Origin of the sequence: Butyricicoccus sp. AF18-9LB (genome assembly GCF_027684505.1) — a bacterium.
Taxonomy (GTDB): domain Bacteria; phylum Bacillota; class Clostridia; order Oscillospirales; family Butyricicoccaceae; genus Agathobaculum; species Agathobaculum butyriciproducens.
In genome coordinates this window covers 264,376-278,101 of record NZ_JAQCWA010000001.1, presented here as the reverse complement: position 1 = coordinate 278,101, position 13,726 = coordinate 264,376, and the positions used below count along the sequence as shown (strand labels likewise).

At 54.4% G+C, this 13,726-nt stretch carries 11 protein-coding genes; 7 read left to right on the top strand and 4 right to left on the bottom strand.

The genetic code is table 11. The features are described from left to right. Positions 1-80 precede the first annotated feature (80 nt). Positions 81-1,733: a solute:sodium symporter family transporter gene (locus PGY33_RS01190; RefSeq protein ID WP_270476980.1), complete on the top strand. Its 1,653-nt coding sequence runs from the start codon at positions 81-83 to the stop codon at positions 1,731-1,733. A gap of 149 nt (positions 1,734-1,882) precedes the next feature. Here the strand turns inward: PGY33_RS01190 and PGY33_RS01185 are convergent, their stop codons facing one another. The 4 genes from PGY33_RS01185 to PGY33_RS01170 all read right to left on the bottom strand — a co-directional run bounded on the left by PGY33_RS01185 (position 1,883) and on the right by PGY33_RS01170 (position 7,095). Then, a complete protein-coding gene (locus PGY33_RS01185) occupies positions 1,883-2,032 on the bottom strand; it encodes a hypothetical protein (RefSeq protein ID WP_181967616.1) in 150 nt (49 codons plus the stop codon). A 176-nt stretch (positions 2,033-2,208) separates the two neighbouring features. Beyond that, the gene (locus PGY33_RS01180) at positions 2,209-3,567 is read right to left on the bottom strand and encodes an ECF transporter S component (RefSeq protein ID WP_270476978.1); all 1,359 of its coding nucleotides are present in this window, start codon (positions 3,565-3,567) and stop codon (positions 2,209-2,211) included. A gap of 241 nt (positions 3,568-3,808) precedes the next feature. Continuing rightward, complete coding sequence (locus PGY33_RS01175) at positions 3,809-5,401, bottom strand: response regulator (protein ID WP_270476977.1); 1,593 nt, start codon at positions 5,399-5,401, stop codon at positions 3,809-3,811. Continuing rightward, positions 5,395-7,095 carry a sensor histidine kinase gene (locus PGY33_RS01170; RefSeq protein ID WP_158579351.1) on the bottom strand — a complete coding sequence of 567 codons (1,701 nt, stop codon included), beginning with the start codon at positions 7,093-7,095 and terminating at the stop codon, positions 5,395-5,397. The genes PGY33_RS01175 and PGY33_RS01170 overlap by 7 nt, the downstream gene beginning before the upstream one ends. Positions 7,096-7,434: 339 nt before the next feature. Between PGY33_RS01170 and PGY33_RS01165 the strand changes: the two genes are divergently transcribed. From PGY33_RS01165 to PGY33_RS01140, 6 genes are all read left to right on the top strand, one after another. Beyond that, positions 7,435-8,754 (top strand): ABC transporter substrate-binding protein, encoded by a 1,320-nt coding sequence (locus PGY33_RS01165; RefSeq protein WP_270476975.1) that lies wholly within the window; start codon positions 7,435-7,437, stop codon positions 8,752-8,754. A 71-nt stretch (positions 8,755-8,825) separates the two neighbouring features. Beyond that, positions 8,826-9,698 carry a carbohydrate ABC transporter permease gene (locus tag PGY33_RS01160; protein WP_118479070.1) on the top strand — a complete coding sequence of 291 codons (873 nt, stop codon included), beginning with the start codon at positions 8,826-8,828 and terminating at the stop codon, positions 9,696-9,698. 15 nt (positions 9,699-9,713) lie between these two features. Further along, positions 9,714-10,565 carry a carbohydrate ABC transporter permease gene (locus PGY33_RS01155; protein WP_117751200.1) on the top strand — a complete coding sequence of 284 codons (852 nt, stop codon included), beginning with the start codon at positions 9,714-9,716 and terminating at the stop codon, positions 10,563-10,565. Positions 10,566-10,580: 15 nt separating this feature from the next. Then, positions 10,581-11,681, top strand: coding sequence for an ABC transporter ATP-binding protein (locus PGY33_RS01150; RefSeq protein WP_117751199.1), 1,101 nt, complete (start codon positions 10,581-10,583; stop codon positions 11,679-11,681). Positions 11,682-11,695: 14 nt separating this feature from the next. Then, positions 11,696-12,340, top strand: a complete 645-nt coding sequence (locus tag PGY33_RS01145) for a DUF624 domain-containing protein (RefSeq protein ID WP_270476974.1) — start codon at positions 11,696-11,698, stop codon at positions 12,338-12,340. Positions 12,341-12,356: 16 nt separating this feature from the next. Continuing rightward, on the top strand, positions 12,357-13,724 hold the full coding sequence (locus tag PGY33_RS01140) for a family 4 glycosyl hydrolase (protein ID WP_118761374.1): 1,368 nt from the start codon (positions 12,357-12,359) through the stop codon (positions 13,722-13,724). Positions 13,725-13,726 lie beyond the last annotated feature (2 nt).

Sequence of the window (13,726 nt, the reverse complement as noted above, 5' to 3'; positions counted from 1 at the left end):
ACTATACGCATTTTTGAGAATTAAATTACAAATATGGGAAATTGAAGCGGTTGAGGGACCGCGTGAAAGAGGGGATTCCAATGGTTTGGACTATGGCGACGTTTATCGGTTTCACGATACTTGTTGCAGTTATTTCGTATGTAAAAACAAAGGGCGATGACCAGAGCACCGCAGACGGCTATTTTCTGGCCGGACGCGGACTGCCGGGCTTTGTTATCGCAGGTTCGCTGCTGCTGACCAACCTGTCGGCAGAGCAGCTGGTCGGCACAAACGGCCAGACTTGGAGCGTGGGCATGAGCCCGATGGCGTTCGAGATCGTAGCGGCTCCGTGCTGTATCGTGCTGGCGCTGTTTGCGGCGCCGCGTTATCTGAAAAGCGGCATTACCACCATTCCGGAGCTGATCGGTCTGCGCTATGACCGCAGCACGAAGCTGTGGTTCTCCATCGCGTACATCCTGCTGTACATTGTCGTACAGATTCCGGTTATCCTGTACTCCGGTTCGCTGGTATTTGAAAATATCTTCAACGTATCCGGCATTCTTGGCGTAACCAAGTTCCAGGCCGTTATCATTCTGTGTATCATCATCAGTGTCATCGGCTCGATTTACGCCATCTTCGGCGGACTGAAAGCTGTTGCCGTATCGGATACCGTAAACGGCATCGGCCTGCTGATCGGCGGCTTCATGATCCCGTTCTTCGCGCTGAGCGTGCTCGGCAAAACGGCGGGCGGTGATGGTCTGTCGGTTATCGATGGTATGCGTTTCCTGATCGAAAACCATTCGGATATGCTCAACTCTATCGCTCCGGCGGATTCTCTGCCGCCTGCGGTTCCGTGGCCGACCGTATTTACCGGTCTGTTCTTCCTCGGTCTGCAGTCCTGGTGTACGCACCAGTCGTTTATTCAGCGTGTACTTGCTGCAAAGAACCTCAAGGAAGCACAGAAGGGCGCACTCTACTGCGCGTTTCTGAAAATTATTGGTTTTATGTACCTTGCGCTGCCGGGCGTTATCGCGTATGCACTGTTTGAGCTGCAGGGCGATCAGGTATCCATGATGGATGAAGCGTACCCGCAGCTGGTTTCGCAGGTTGTTCCGGCTCCGCTGATGGGCTTCTTCGCAGCCGTAATGCTCGGTGCGATCCTGTCCTCGTTCAACTCGGTGCTGAACTCGGTAGATACCATGTTTACCATGGATATCTACAAGGAATTCATCGACAAGGACGCTTCTGAGGAAAAACTGGTTAAGATCGGCAAGAATGTCGGCATCATCTTCGCGGTATTGACCACCATCGTTGGTCCGCTGATCTACTTCTTCCCGGCAGGTCTCAAGACCTTCCTGGATTCCCTCGTAATGCTGATTGCACTGCCGGTGCTGACGGCCGTATTCGGCGGCTTCTTCTTCAAGCACCTGCCGAAATACAGCGCAAAGGTCATTCTGGTGCTGCATGTGGTCTGCTACGGCTCGTTCCTGCTGTTCCTCAACAGCAAGCTCCATTATCTGTACGCTGTCTTTGTTCTGCTGCCGGTTGAGCTGCTGGTCATGTTCATTTTCAATCAGCGAAACAAGGCAAAGCATCCGGAGGCATGGGTACAGAAGGACATCGGCGCTGTCGATCTTACTCCGTGGAAATATCGATGGGTTGCTACCGCACTGATTCTCATTTGTGTTGCAGCGGTTTACCTTGCGTTCTCTCCGCTCGGCATCGGTACCTGGAGTTATACACAGCCTTTCTAAAATCGAAAGTAAAACGGAGTGCGTTTGCACTCCGTTTCAGCTTGTCGAGAAAGTCCGTTTTCACGATGCTGACGCTGCCGCGCGGCAGCGCGCATGAAATAGCATGTACGGCACAAATGCATGAAAACCGAGGGCATGTACCTCGGTTTTCATACTTTGTTTTTCGATTCTGCAAGCGGGATAAAGGTTTGTACGCAGGTCTGTATGATTTCATTCAGCGGCACCTCGGTCACGGCAGACACGGGCAGATCTTCCTCACTGCGTGCCGGCTCGATCAGTTTTTTGATCAGACCGTCCATGCGGACAATCTGCTCGTGCGAAGCATCCCACAACGACAAATGCTGTCGTTTTCATTTGACCCATTGCAGCACATTTTTGACAGAACGGAGTGCAGTTGCATGAATTTACATGTATTTTTCATCGAACAGACACAAAAGCCCGCACAGCTGCTTTACGCTGTGCGGGCTTTTGTAATTTACTTTTCAGTCGAATCCTCTATCACGAAGCACGCTCGGCCGTTCTCCTTGGCCTGATAGAGCACGCGGTCGGTTTCGGTGAGCAGGTGCTTGATCTCCTGCGGGAAAACAAAGCGGTACGCGCCGATGCTGCAGCTGACCGTGACCTGCTCGAGAATACCGGAAATATCGCGCAGGAACTGCGTCAGCAGATGCTCCAGTTGGTCCTGCGACAGATCTATATCGAGCATTACGGCAAACTCGTCACCGCCGATACGGCCGACAGAGCCGCAGAAACGAAAGGTGTTCTGTAAATGCTCGGCAAACTGCTTGAGGACCTCATCACCGACAGAATGGCCGTATTTATCGTTGATGTGCTTGAAATAATCCAGATCGCAGACCAGAAACCAGCCGGCTGCTCCGGCGTGGGACTTCTGGCTGCGGAGACAGGTGTGCAGGAACAGCTTGCGGCCCATAATGCCGGTCAGAAAGTCCAGCTCGCCGGTGTACTCACGAAATTTCATGTAGCGGTAGACCATCAGGATGAGGATGAGCAGAATGAAGTTGAGCGCCAGCATGGCAGTCAAAAACTGCACCTGCAGGTGGAGAATATCCCGATGAATGTGCTGTGTGACATCTATGCCGTGCTGCCCGAGCATGTAGTACATACGGCTGGAGAAGTAGACGGTCGAGAGGACCGCCATACAGAAGATAAACGTACTTACGGCCCCCAGCACGAAACCAATCTTCGGAGACCAGTATGGGGTGTTTTCGTATTCATTGACCGCGTTTTTATAGGTCTGGATAAAGGAACTGTGATACAGCTTGTCAATCGCCAGAACGACCGCAGCACAGAGCGGCAGGATGATGAGGTCGCTTTTTTCAAGTATAAATGTTGATAAAATATTAAAACCGAGAGAGGGAAAGAGCAGACCCATCGCAGTATAGACAAAAAGCGCGTGCAGCTTAGGTGCCGCGATTGTGATGAGCAGCTTGCACAGATTCTTTCGTTTGCTTTTGCGTGCCAGCTGAAACAGACAGCCGAGCAGAAAACCGAACAGCACGCGTGTGCCGACACTCAGCAGTATGCTTCCAATGGGAAAATCACTCCGAAACGGAGAAAAGACCGCATCTGCAGGCATGACATAGGTCGCGGAAGCCTTATACAGACTGCCAAGACCGAACAGCAGTCCCGCGAGGGAAGATTCGGCCGGGCCAAACAAGCAGGCGATAATGACGATAGGGATATACGCTGTGGTAATAGAAATCGGCGGAATGTGCATATATCCTAAAAATGTAAAGGACATAATGACTTCCACCGCCAGCAAAAGGCTGAATATGTAGTGCTCAAATTTGTGTGTTTCCCAAGTTGTAGTCATTTTCCTGATTACCTTTATATAGGGCAGTACCGCGACGGATACGGATGCAGAATTTGCTCGCAGACCGCTCTTGTTCGATCATGCGGTATTGCCATGAATTTTGCTGATAATTAAAAATATTTAACTATATTATATAGTAAAGGTGCGGAAAATGCAACCGATTTGCTTGCGCAGACAATTTTGAGAATTGCGGAAAGGTTCCGATGGGATGCGTGCCGGAGCTTTTTTCGCTTCTTTTCGTTTATACAGATGATTCGTTCTGCACGCTGTGACGGTAATCCTTCGGTTTGAGACCGGTGATCTTCTTAAATATGCGTGAGAAATACACAGGATCGTTAATGCCGACCCGCTCGGCAACTTCATAGCTTTTGAGTGCCGTAGTGCGCAGCAGATTTTTTGCGGCTTCGATGCGCACGTTCTGCAGATAAGTCGTCAGCGTTGTGCCGGTCTCGCGCTTAAACAGGCGCGAGAGATAGCTTGAGCTGAGATAGAACTGCTGGGCGAGCTGGTCGAGCGAAAGCTGCTCGCCATAGTGTGCGCTGATGTAGGTCTGTACCGAGGAAACGATATGATCTGCGCTGGCGGCGCTGCTCTGCGCCATGTCCTGCGTTTGCTGCACGAGTGCGCGGGTGCAGGATTCCATCTCAGCGATGGAGTTGGTCTCCATAATGCGCTTGAGCGAGGAAATGCTGCCGCCCTCGAGCGAATGTCCGGCCATTCCGGGAAACTGCAGCTCCATGCCGAACTGGTGAATATATACGCAGATATTGCGCACGGTATCCGGCGGCAGCTTGCTGCTGTCCGCATAGGCGAAAATGCAGTCGAGCAGCTGCTCTGTGTCGGCGGGATTACGCAGCTCCATCGCAGATTTAAGGGCAGAGAGCATTTCAAAGATTTCGTCAGTCAGCTGCTGCGGGAACGAGCTGAGCTCAGCGAAGTGCGTCACCGGATGGTCGGGCGTGAAGACGGTGAAGCGCACCGCCTGCGCGGCTTCATCGGCGGCATCGGCAAGATTGATGGGATTGTCATTGCAGTTGGAAATGCCAATGAACAGCAGAAAATGAGCCAGACTTCCGACAATATTGACTGCTTCCTTGCACAGTGCGGTGATGGGTGCTTCACCGGCGGCACAGATGACCACAAAGCAGTCCTGCGTGCCGCGGGCAATGTAGTAATGCTGGTAGGAGGATAGACAGTCGGACAGAATCTCCTGCGACTGATTGAGATACTCGTTGTATTCTTCCTCGGTCAGCGCTTCCTCGGACAGCGAGGTAATATGCAGCTTGAGTACAAAATAGCTGTGCAGGTCCATTTTCAGCTGAGCCAGGCGGTTGAGCACATACAGCTGCGAGCATGCAACACGGTGGATGAGGTCATGCAGCAGCATGCTCTGCTGCAGCTCCATGTTGCGCGCCGAGGTCGTGGAGAGCTTCTCCTGCAGGTCCTGACTGCTGCGGTCTTCCGCTATGGCGGCCTTGGCCTTTTCGATGGCATTGGTCAGGTTTTCTACCGTCATCGGCTTGAGTACAAAATCAACCACATGATACTGGATGGCACGCTGCGCGTAGGCAAAATCCGGATAGCCGGTCAAGATGATTACTTTGATGCCGGGATAGTCACGGGCGATGATCTCGGCAAGCTCAAGACCGTCCATACCGGGCATGCGGATATCGCTGATAACGATATTCGGCTGAATGACCGGAATCTGCTCGAGCGCCATCATGCCGTCGTCTGCCTGTGCGGCAATCTCACAGCCGAGGTCGCCCCAGTGGATGCAGTGTACCAGACCCTTGCGGATGGCGGATTCATTGTCAACGATCATAACTTTCAGCATAGGTCTTTCTCCTTTTCGGGCGGTGCAGTGATGATGGGGAGCGTCAGCACGATGCTCGTGCCGTGTCCGGGTTCGGATTTGATCGACATGCCGTAGGGCTCGCCGTACAGCAGCTGAAAACGGCGCTCGATGTTGTGCAGTGCAACATGTGTGTGGTGCTTGTCATCGCTGCCGGGCTGGGGGATGGCGGACGGGTCAAAGCCTACGCCGTCATCGTGCACGCGGATGTACACGGCGTCCTCCTCCTCCCAGATGCTGACGCGCACCCAGCCGCCGTGACGCTTAGGCTCGAGTCCGTGTACGATACTGTTTTCTACCAGAGGCTGAATGGTCAGCTTAGGCAGGTAGCAGCCGAGCAGCTTGTCGTCCTCCACATCGACGGTGTACTGCAGCTTTTCCTCAAAGCGTTCCTTTTGCAGGGCGAGATAGTATTTTACAGAATCCAGTTCCTCCTGCAGGGTGATAATCTGCTTGCCGTGGTTAACAACGCTTGCCCGCAGCAGCTGTGCCAGATTCTGCACCGTGGTGCAGATGGCGGGCTGACCGGCTACCATGCAGCGGACATTGATCAGTTCAAGAATATTAAAGATGAAGTGCGGCTGAATCTGGCTCTCCAGCTGATGAATCTCTGCGTCACGCAGCAGCAGACCGCGCTGATAGACCTCCTGAAACAGGGTGTCCAGCCGGTCGGCCATGTCGTTGAAGGCATGTGAGATAGCGGTCGTTTCGGTGTAGGGCGTTTCATCCATGCGCACGGAAAAATCACCGCTGCCGATACTGCCGATGGTGTGCAGCATCTGTCGCAGAGGACGCAGCAGCAGGATGAGACAGGTGGCAGCCAGCAGCAGAGCCAGGATCAGGATGGCAGCACAGACGAGAAAATACACACGCGTACTCTGGCGCACACCGGCGAGGATTTCGGCGTTTGGAATATAGATGTCCACGCGCTCACGGCTTTTGCGGAGTGAGCTGGACGCATGATACCACTTATTCATATCCTCGTTCTCGCGGAACAGGTCGGTCTGCAGAGAGCCGATGCGTTTGCCCTGATCACCGCTGAAAATGACGACAGTGGAAGGGTAAAGCTGGTTCAGCGACAGAGTGGAGAGCAGCTTGTTGATGTTCAGTTCGACAATGATTTTGCCAAGCGGCTGCATGGTGTTGAGGTCAACAAAATCGACGATCATATATGCGTATCCAACGATGGTATAGTGCGTGTACAGCGTGCGTGCGGAGTTGCAGTCCTCGTGCGTCTGGTACATCTGCCGGACGCGCCACGAGGTATTCAAATAGTAGTTGCCGCCGTAGACCGGCACATATTGGTCGTTTTTGATCAGGTAGATGGCGCTGACCACATCGGGGTTGAGCGAATCGCCGAGCGAGAATGCGCGGCTGAAATTCTGCTCCAGTCGGAGAATCTGGATCTGGGTGAGCGGCTCGCTGCTGCTCATCATCTGCTGGGCGGCGCTGTCCGAGGTCAGGTAGTACACACCATCCCGCAGGGTCTCCATCATGCGGTCGGTGCGGTCGGTGAATTCGTTCAGATACATGGAAACCGTCTCACTGGCGGTATGCTGCAGCTGACCGGATACGGTATGGATAAAATAGATGCCGGCGGTGACAACAGGTGCGAATACCAGAACACATATCATCACAACGACCAGCCCGATAAGAGAGATCTTGCGTTTTGCCATACAATACACCTCACGAGAGATTCTGCGAACCATACAAGGGCAGCACCATACAATGGAGCTGCGGAGTTACCCTAAATATACCACAATTCGACCGCTTTGTGTACCATCCGGAGGGGGAGAAGCGACATTAGAAAAAAATATCCTGTTTTGGCGCAAAATAATCCTATGTTTTCAAAGAGGAGTGCAGAGCGTGTGAACGAAAAGCAAAATCGTCATATGTTTTGACCGGTTTACTGCATTGAGGGCAGACTGTTCCTCGGGTATAATAAATACAACAAAACACAGAGCGGTATTTGAATGAGACAAATGCCGTAAGGAGAGAAAGAGGAGGAACCCCACATGAAAACAAAGCGTATCCTCTCCCTGCTGATGGCAGGTGCGCTGCTGACCGGTGCACTGACCGGCTGCGGCGGCAAGAAGGATGATTCTGCACAGAGCGGTGACAGCTCCGGTGTGATCACCATCAACTATCCGACGTTCCAGTGCGGCACGAATACGTCCGCTCCGGTATGCGATGAACTGATTAAGGAATTCAATGAGAAGTACGCAGGCAAGTACGAGATCAAGAAGGAAGACGTTCCGGGCGACCAGAACTACATCGACAAGATCAAGGTACAGCTTGGCACGGGCGATCTCCCGCCGGTTATTTACGGCGGCGGCTACAATCTGCTTGATATGGTCGTTGCCAAGGATCTGGCAGTTGATCTGACCGATGCGGTAAATTCTGATGCAGACTGGAAGGCACTGTATTCGGATACCGCGCTGGCTACCAACAGCCGCGACGGCAAGATTTACGCTTCCTCGATGGAAGGTCAGGTTATCGGTTACTTCTACAACAAGGACCTGTTTAAGCAGGCAGGTATCACCGAGCCGGCTAAGACCTGGGACGAGTTCTTCCAGCAGTGCGACAAGCTGAAGGCAGCCGGCGTCACCCCGCTGTCCATGGATACCGCAGATTCTGCGTGGGTAACCCAGCTGTGGATGGGCGCTATGGTAGGCACCGAGTCGGACGCAGGCCTGGAGTTCATGAATACCATGAACCCGACCGACTACAACACGCCGGAAATGATCGCAGCAGCCGAGAAGATCCAGAAGATGTACCAGAACTACACCACGCAGGATGCAATCGGCGGCAAGTATGAGAATGCTGCAAACAACTTCCTGTCCGGCCAGACCGCAATGCTGGCAAACGGCCCGTGGATGATCGGTGATTTCTCTGATACCTCCATGACAGAGGAAGGCTTCGCTGATAAGGTCGGCGTAGCGCTGTTCCCGGGCAACTTCGTATACGATGCACCGATTCAGGGCTACATCGTTACCAAGCAGGACGACCCAAAGGTAGAAGAGGCTGCCATTGAGATGGTCAAGTTCTTTACCTCGGCTGAGGCACAGCAGACCGCAATGGAGATGCAGGGCATGGTTCCGGCCTCCAACACGGTAGAGCTGACCGACACCGCAAAGGACAAGTATCCGCTGCTTGCTGAGTTCCTTGACCTTGCAACCACTGAGGGTGAAAAGCGCTCGGATACTCTGCAGGCTACGATGTACGCCAACCTGCTCGACGTTATGAGCCAGCAGCTCCCGCTGCTCGCTTCGGGTGAGCTGGACGCAAAGGGCTTCTGCCAGACGCTGACGGACGCTGCAGCGAAGAACCAGTAAACTGTTTACCGCAGGGACCCGTCAAAAAACGGGTCCCTGTTTTTCTCCTCAACAAGAAAGGAAACCGCTTTATGAAACGTAAAAAGGGCTGGCTGCCGGTGTTCCTGCTCCCGGCTGTCGCATTGTTCCTGCTGATCTATGCTGTTCCGTTGGTGATCGTGTTTGTTTCCTCGCTGTTTGATTACCGGCTGACGGGCGACTCGATGACATTCATCGGTCTGCAGAACTATACACAGCTGTTCAGCGATGCGACCTTCCGGCAGGCGTGCGGACACACGGTCGTCTGGATTCTGATCCACTGTATTATTCATGTCTCCATCGGCGTTATCCTGGCGCTCGTGCTGTACAAAAAGCCGCGCGGCTGGAAATTTGTCCGTACGGCATATATGATCCCGAATATCATCTCCAACGCCGCAATGGGCATGATCTTTCTCAATATTTTCAACCCGCAGTACGGCGTGGTCAATTCCATCCTCAAGGCTGTTGGTCTGGAAAACCTGACGAATAACTGGCTGATGAATACCACAACGGCGTTCCCGTCCGTCACCATGACGTGGCTGCTGTTTGCGGGCTACACCACGACGCTCGTGCTCGCTGAGGCGCTGACCATTGACGATTCGGTGCTCGAAGCGGCCCGTGTGGACGGTGCGACCTCGTTCCAGACCGATATGTTCGTTGTGCTGCCGCTGCTGCGCAAGATCATCGGCACGACCATGGTCATGGCGGCAACCTATATGCTGCAGATGTTCGACCTGATCTACATCACCACCAAGGGCGGCCCCGGCTCGGCTACCATGAACCTGCCGCTCATGCTGTACAGCGTGTACAAGAACGAAAACAACTACGGCTACTCGAATGCAATCGGCGTTTGCATCGTCATCGCGGGTGTCGTTTGCATGACGCTCATCAACAAAGCGATGCGCGTCAACGAAGAAGACTACTAAGGAGGCGTTCGACAAATGAAAACCAGCTTCGGTGCAATGACCGGCAGAGAACGCCTGTGCTTTGTGCTCAAATATCTGTTTATGGCGCTGTGTGTGGTTGTTGCGCTGTTCCCGATCATCTGGGTCATCCTGTCCTCGTTCAAGACGAATGCGGAGATCCTGTCGAACGGCATTTCGCTGCCGACGCACTTCGGGTTTGACGGCTATCAGTCCGCACTGGATATGGCGCCGATCTTCAAGTTCTTCGGCAACAGCGTGATCGTCACCTGCTGTGCGACTGTACTCAATGTGCTCGTCTTCGCTATGGCAGGCTACGCGTTTGCGCGCTTCCGCTTTCCGTGCGATAAGCTGCTGTACATGCTGCTCAGCCTGTCGCTCGTCATCCCGATGACGGCACTGCTGCAGCCGGTGTACAGCGTGGTCAACAATCTGGGCCTGTACGATACCAAGGCGGGTCTGATTCTGGTCAACACCGCACTGAATATGCCGATGAGCCTGCTCATCCTGCGCGGCGCATTCCAGTCCATTCCCAAGGCGATCGAAGAGGCCGCCTACATTGACGGTGCGGGCTTCCTGCGCACGTTCTTCCAGATCATGATGCCGTGCGCCAAGGGCGGTCTTACGAGCGCAGCTGTGCTGTGCTTCCTCAATACATGGAACGAATTTACGTTCTCCCTGATTCTGACCAGCAGCGAGAGTGCTCGCACGCTGCCGCTGTCGCTCAGCTACTTTACCAGCCAGTTCAGCTTTAACTACACGGCGCTGTTTGCCGCAGTTACCATTGCGGTCATTCCTTCGATCATCGTATTTGCGATCTTCCAGGAGCAGGTCGTTTCCAGCCTGACCGCGGGTTCGGTCAAAGAATAAACGAGGTGAAATTACATGGCAAGCATTAGTTTGAATCACATCAAGAAGGTGTACCCCGGTGATATCGAGGTTATCTCCGACCTGAACCTGCAGATCAAGGATAAGGAGTTCGTCGTACTGGTCGGACCGTCCGGCTGCGGCAAATCCACTACACTGCGCATGATCGCGGGTCTGGAGGAGATTTCGGACGGCGAAATGTACATCGGCGACCGCAAGGTGAACGATGTAGCGCCGAAGGACCGCGATATCGCGATGGTTTTCCAGAACTACGCGCTCTATCCGCATATGACGGTTTACAAGAACATGGCGTTCGCACTCAAGCTGCGCAAAACGCCCAAGGACGAGATCGACCGCAAGGTGCACGAGGCGGCTAAGGTGCTGGACATCGAGCATCTGCTCAACCGCAAGCCCAAGCAGCTTTCCGGCGGCCAGCGGCAGCGTGTCGCGCTCGGACGTGCGATGGTGCGCGACCCGGCGGTATTCCTGCTCGATGAGCCGCTGTCCAATCTGGATGCCAAGCTGCGCACCCAGATGCGCACCGAGATCATCAAGCTGCATCAGAAGCTGGATACGACCTTTGTTTACGTCACGCATGACCAGACCGAGGCCATGACCATGGGCGACCGTATTGTTGTTATGAAGGGCGGCGAGATTCAGCAGGCGGACACACCGCAGACGCTGTATGACCATCCGTGCAATCTGTTCGTTGCGGGCTTCATTGGTTCGCCGCAGATGAACTTCATGGACGCCGAACTGGGACGCGATGCGGACGGCTACAAGCTGACCTTCGCGGACCAGAGCCTGCACTTTGCGGGCAGCGATGCGCTGAGTGAGTACGTCGGAAAGACGGTCGTGTTCGGCATCCGTCCGGAGAATCTGCACACCTCGGGTGAAAAGTTCACCGCGAACAAGGACTATACCCTCACCATGCATGTGGACATCGCTGAGCTGATGGGCGCGGAGATTTACGCGCACTGCACCTGTGACGGTACGTCCGTGACCGTGCGTACGCCGTCCGGTGAGCCGATTCATGCGGGCGACACCATCACCGCGGCTGTGGATATGAGCCGCATCCATTTGTTCGATAAGCAGACCGAACGCGCGATCGCGTTCTGACAGGAGGAAAATCTGTGTTTCGTCCATCCTATTTGAAGGAAGGTCCGGGCATTGCCAAGGATGCACCGGAAAAGACCGGCGCTGCATGGGTCGGAGAGACCCTTGCGCGGGAGTTCTGGCAGATCGTCAAGCTGAATGTATTGTTTCTGCTGTGCTGTCTGCCGGTCGTGACCTTCGGTGCGGCTCGAGCCGCCATGGCGCGCTGCACGGTCAATATGGCGCGTGATGTGCCCAATGATGTGTGGACCGACTTTCTTGCGGCACTGCGGCAGGATACGGTGCGTAATCTTCTGTGCGGACTGGTCGAGCTTGCGCTGCTGTGGATGGGCGTGATGCTGGTAACGGCGGACGGATTTTTCCCGGCCTTGATAGGTATGCTGCTGCTCTGCGTCACAGCTGCGTTTTTTCAGAATTTCTGGGCGGTGCAGGCAGCGGTGGACATCTCGTTTGCAGCGGCGGCGAAAAATGCGTGGTTGCTGTGTCTGCTCCGTCCCGGCATGACTGTGCTGGGGTTGGGCGTAAATGCGCTGCTGCTGATTCCGGCAGTGCTGTTTTTCCCGCTTTCTCTGCCGTATGTGCTGCTGTTCCCGTGCGGTTTGTCCGGATTTGCCTCGGGCATGATCGGCTGGTCCAGCTGCAAACGGTATCTGATTCGATAACAGGAGGTATCTTTTTATGAAATTAACGGTAATCGGCGGCGGCGGTGTACGCTCCATGTTCCTCGCAAAGAGCATTGCGCAGCGTGCGGAGGAGCTGCACATCGACGAGCTGGTATTTATGGATAACGATCCGGAAAAGCTCCGCATCTACGGCGGTCTGGCGGCGCACGTTGCGCGCATGCTGTGCCCGACCATGAAGTTCACGCTGACCTCCAGTGCGGAGGAGGCGGTAACCGATGCGGATTACGTCATCACGACCATCCGTGTCGGCGGCGACGCGACCCGCGTGCGCGATGAACGGCTGGCGCTGGATCTGGGTATTCTCGGTCAGGAGACCACAGGTGCGGCCGGCGTTTCGTTCGCCATGCGCTCGATTCCGGCGCTGGCTGAGTACTGCGAGCTGATCAAAAAGCTGGCAAAGCCGGGCGTCAAGGTGTTCAACTTTACCAATCCGGCGGGCGTGGTTTCACAGGCGCTGCGCGATATGGGCTACGACTTCACCTACGGTATCTGCGACGCACCGAGCGGCATGCTGCACCAGTTTGCCGACCTGTACGGCGTGGATGCGTCCCGCATTTACGGCGAGTGCTACGGTTTGAATCATCTGTCCTACTTCCAGAGCATCAAGGTGGACGGAAAGGAGATTATGCCCGAGCTGATCGCCAATGACGAGGCTTACGCCAAGACCGATATGCGCTTTTTCGAGAAGCGTTTGCTCGAGGACCGCGGCTGTGTGCTGAATGAATATCTGTACTACTTCTACTACCGTGAAAAGGCGGTTGCCAACATTCTGAACGCCAAGCAGACGCGCGGCGAGATGATCTGCGACATCAACCGCCACATGACCGAGGAGCTGTCCAAGATCGACATCGAGAACGACTTTGAGGCAGGTCTCAAGTGCTTTGAAAAGTGGTACGGCATCCGAGAGAACAACTATATGGCAAATGAGACCGGTGTTCACCGCGACAAGCCGTGGACGTTTGATGTGTATTCCAAGGACGCGGGCGGCTACGCAGGCGTTGCGCTCAAGTTCATCGAGATTGCAGCCTCCGGCGGCATGGGCACGATGATCCTGTGCGCGCCGAACGGCAATGCCATCGAGGGCCTCGAGCCGACCGATATTATTGAGGTCACCTGCGATATCTCCCGTGAGGGCTGCAAGCCGCACCATATCACCAATATTCCGGAGAGCAATCTGGAAATGATCCGCCGCGTAAAATATTACGAGCGTCTGGCGGCACGCGGTATCGTCAACCGCTCCAGGAAGGATATCACCGAGTGTCTGACCATGCACCCGCTGGTCGGCTCGTACTCGCTGGCAAGCAAGCTGACCGACGAGTATATCAAGCTCAACGCGCCGTATATCGGGGACTGGAGGGACTGACG

Coding starts and splice junctions, on each gene's coding strand:
- PGY33_RS01160 (WP_118479070.1), top strand. CDS start 8,826: ATGAAACGTAAAAAGGGCTGGCTGCCGGTGTTCCTGCTCCCGGCTGTC.
- PGY33_RS01155 (WP_117751200.1), top strand. CDS start 9,714: ATGAAAACCAGCTTCGGTGCAATGACCGGCAGAGAACGCCTGTGCTTT.
- PGY33_RS01185 (WP_181967616.1), bottom strand. CDS start 2,032: ATGGACGGTCTGATCAAAAAACTGATCGAGCCGGCACGCAGTGAGGAA.
- PGY33_RS01190 (WP_270476980.1), top strand. CDS start 81: ATGGTTTGGACTATGGCGACGTTTATCGGTTTCACGATACTTGTTGCA.
- PGY33_RS01170 (WP_158579351.1), bottom strand. CDS start 7,095: ATGGCAAAACGCAAGATCTCTCTTATCGGGCTGGTCGTTGTGATGATA.
- PGY33_RS01175 (WP_270476977.1), bottom strand. CDS start 5,401: ATGCTGAAAGTTATGATCGTTGACAATGAATCCGCCATCCGCAAGGGT.
- PGY33_RS01165 (WP_270476975.1), top strand. CDS start 7,435: ATGAAAACAAAGCGTATCCTCTCCCTGCTGATGGCAGGTGCGCTGCTG.
- PGY33_RS01150 (WP_117751199.1), top strand. CDS start 10,581: ATGGCAAGCATTAGTTTGAATCACATCAAGAAGGTGTACCCCGGTGAT.
- PGY33_RS01140 (WP_118761374.1), top strand. CDS start 12,357: ATGAAATTAACGGTAATCGGCGGCGGCGGTGTACGCTCCATGTTCCTC.
- PGY33_RS01180 (WP_270476978.1), bottom strand. CDS start 3,567: ATGACTACAACTTGGGAAACACACAAATTTGAGCACTACATATTCAGC.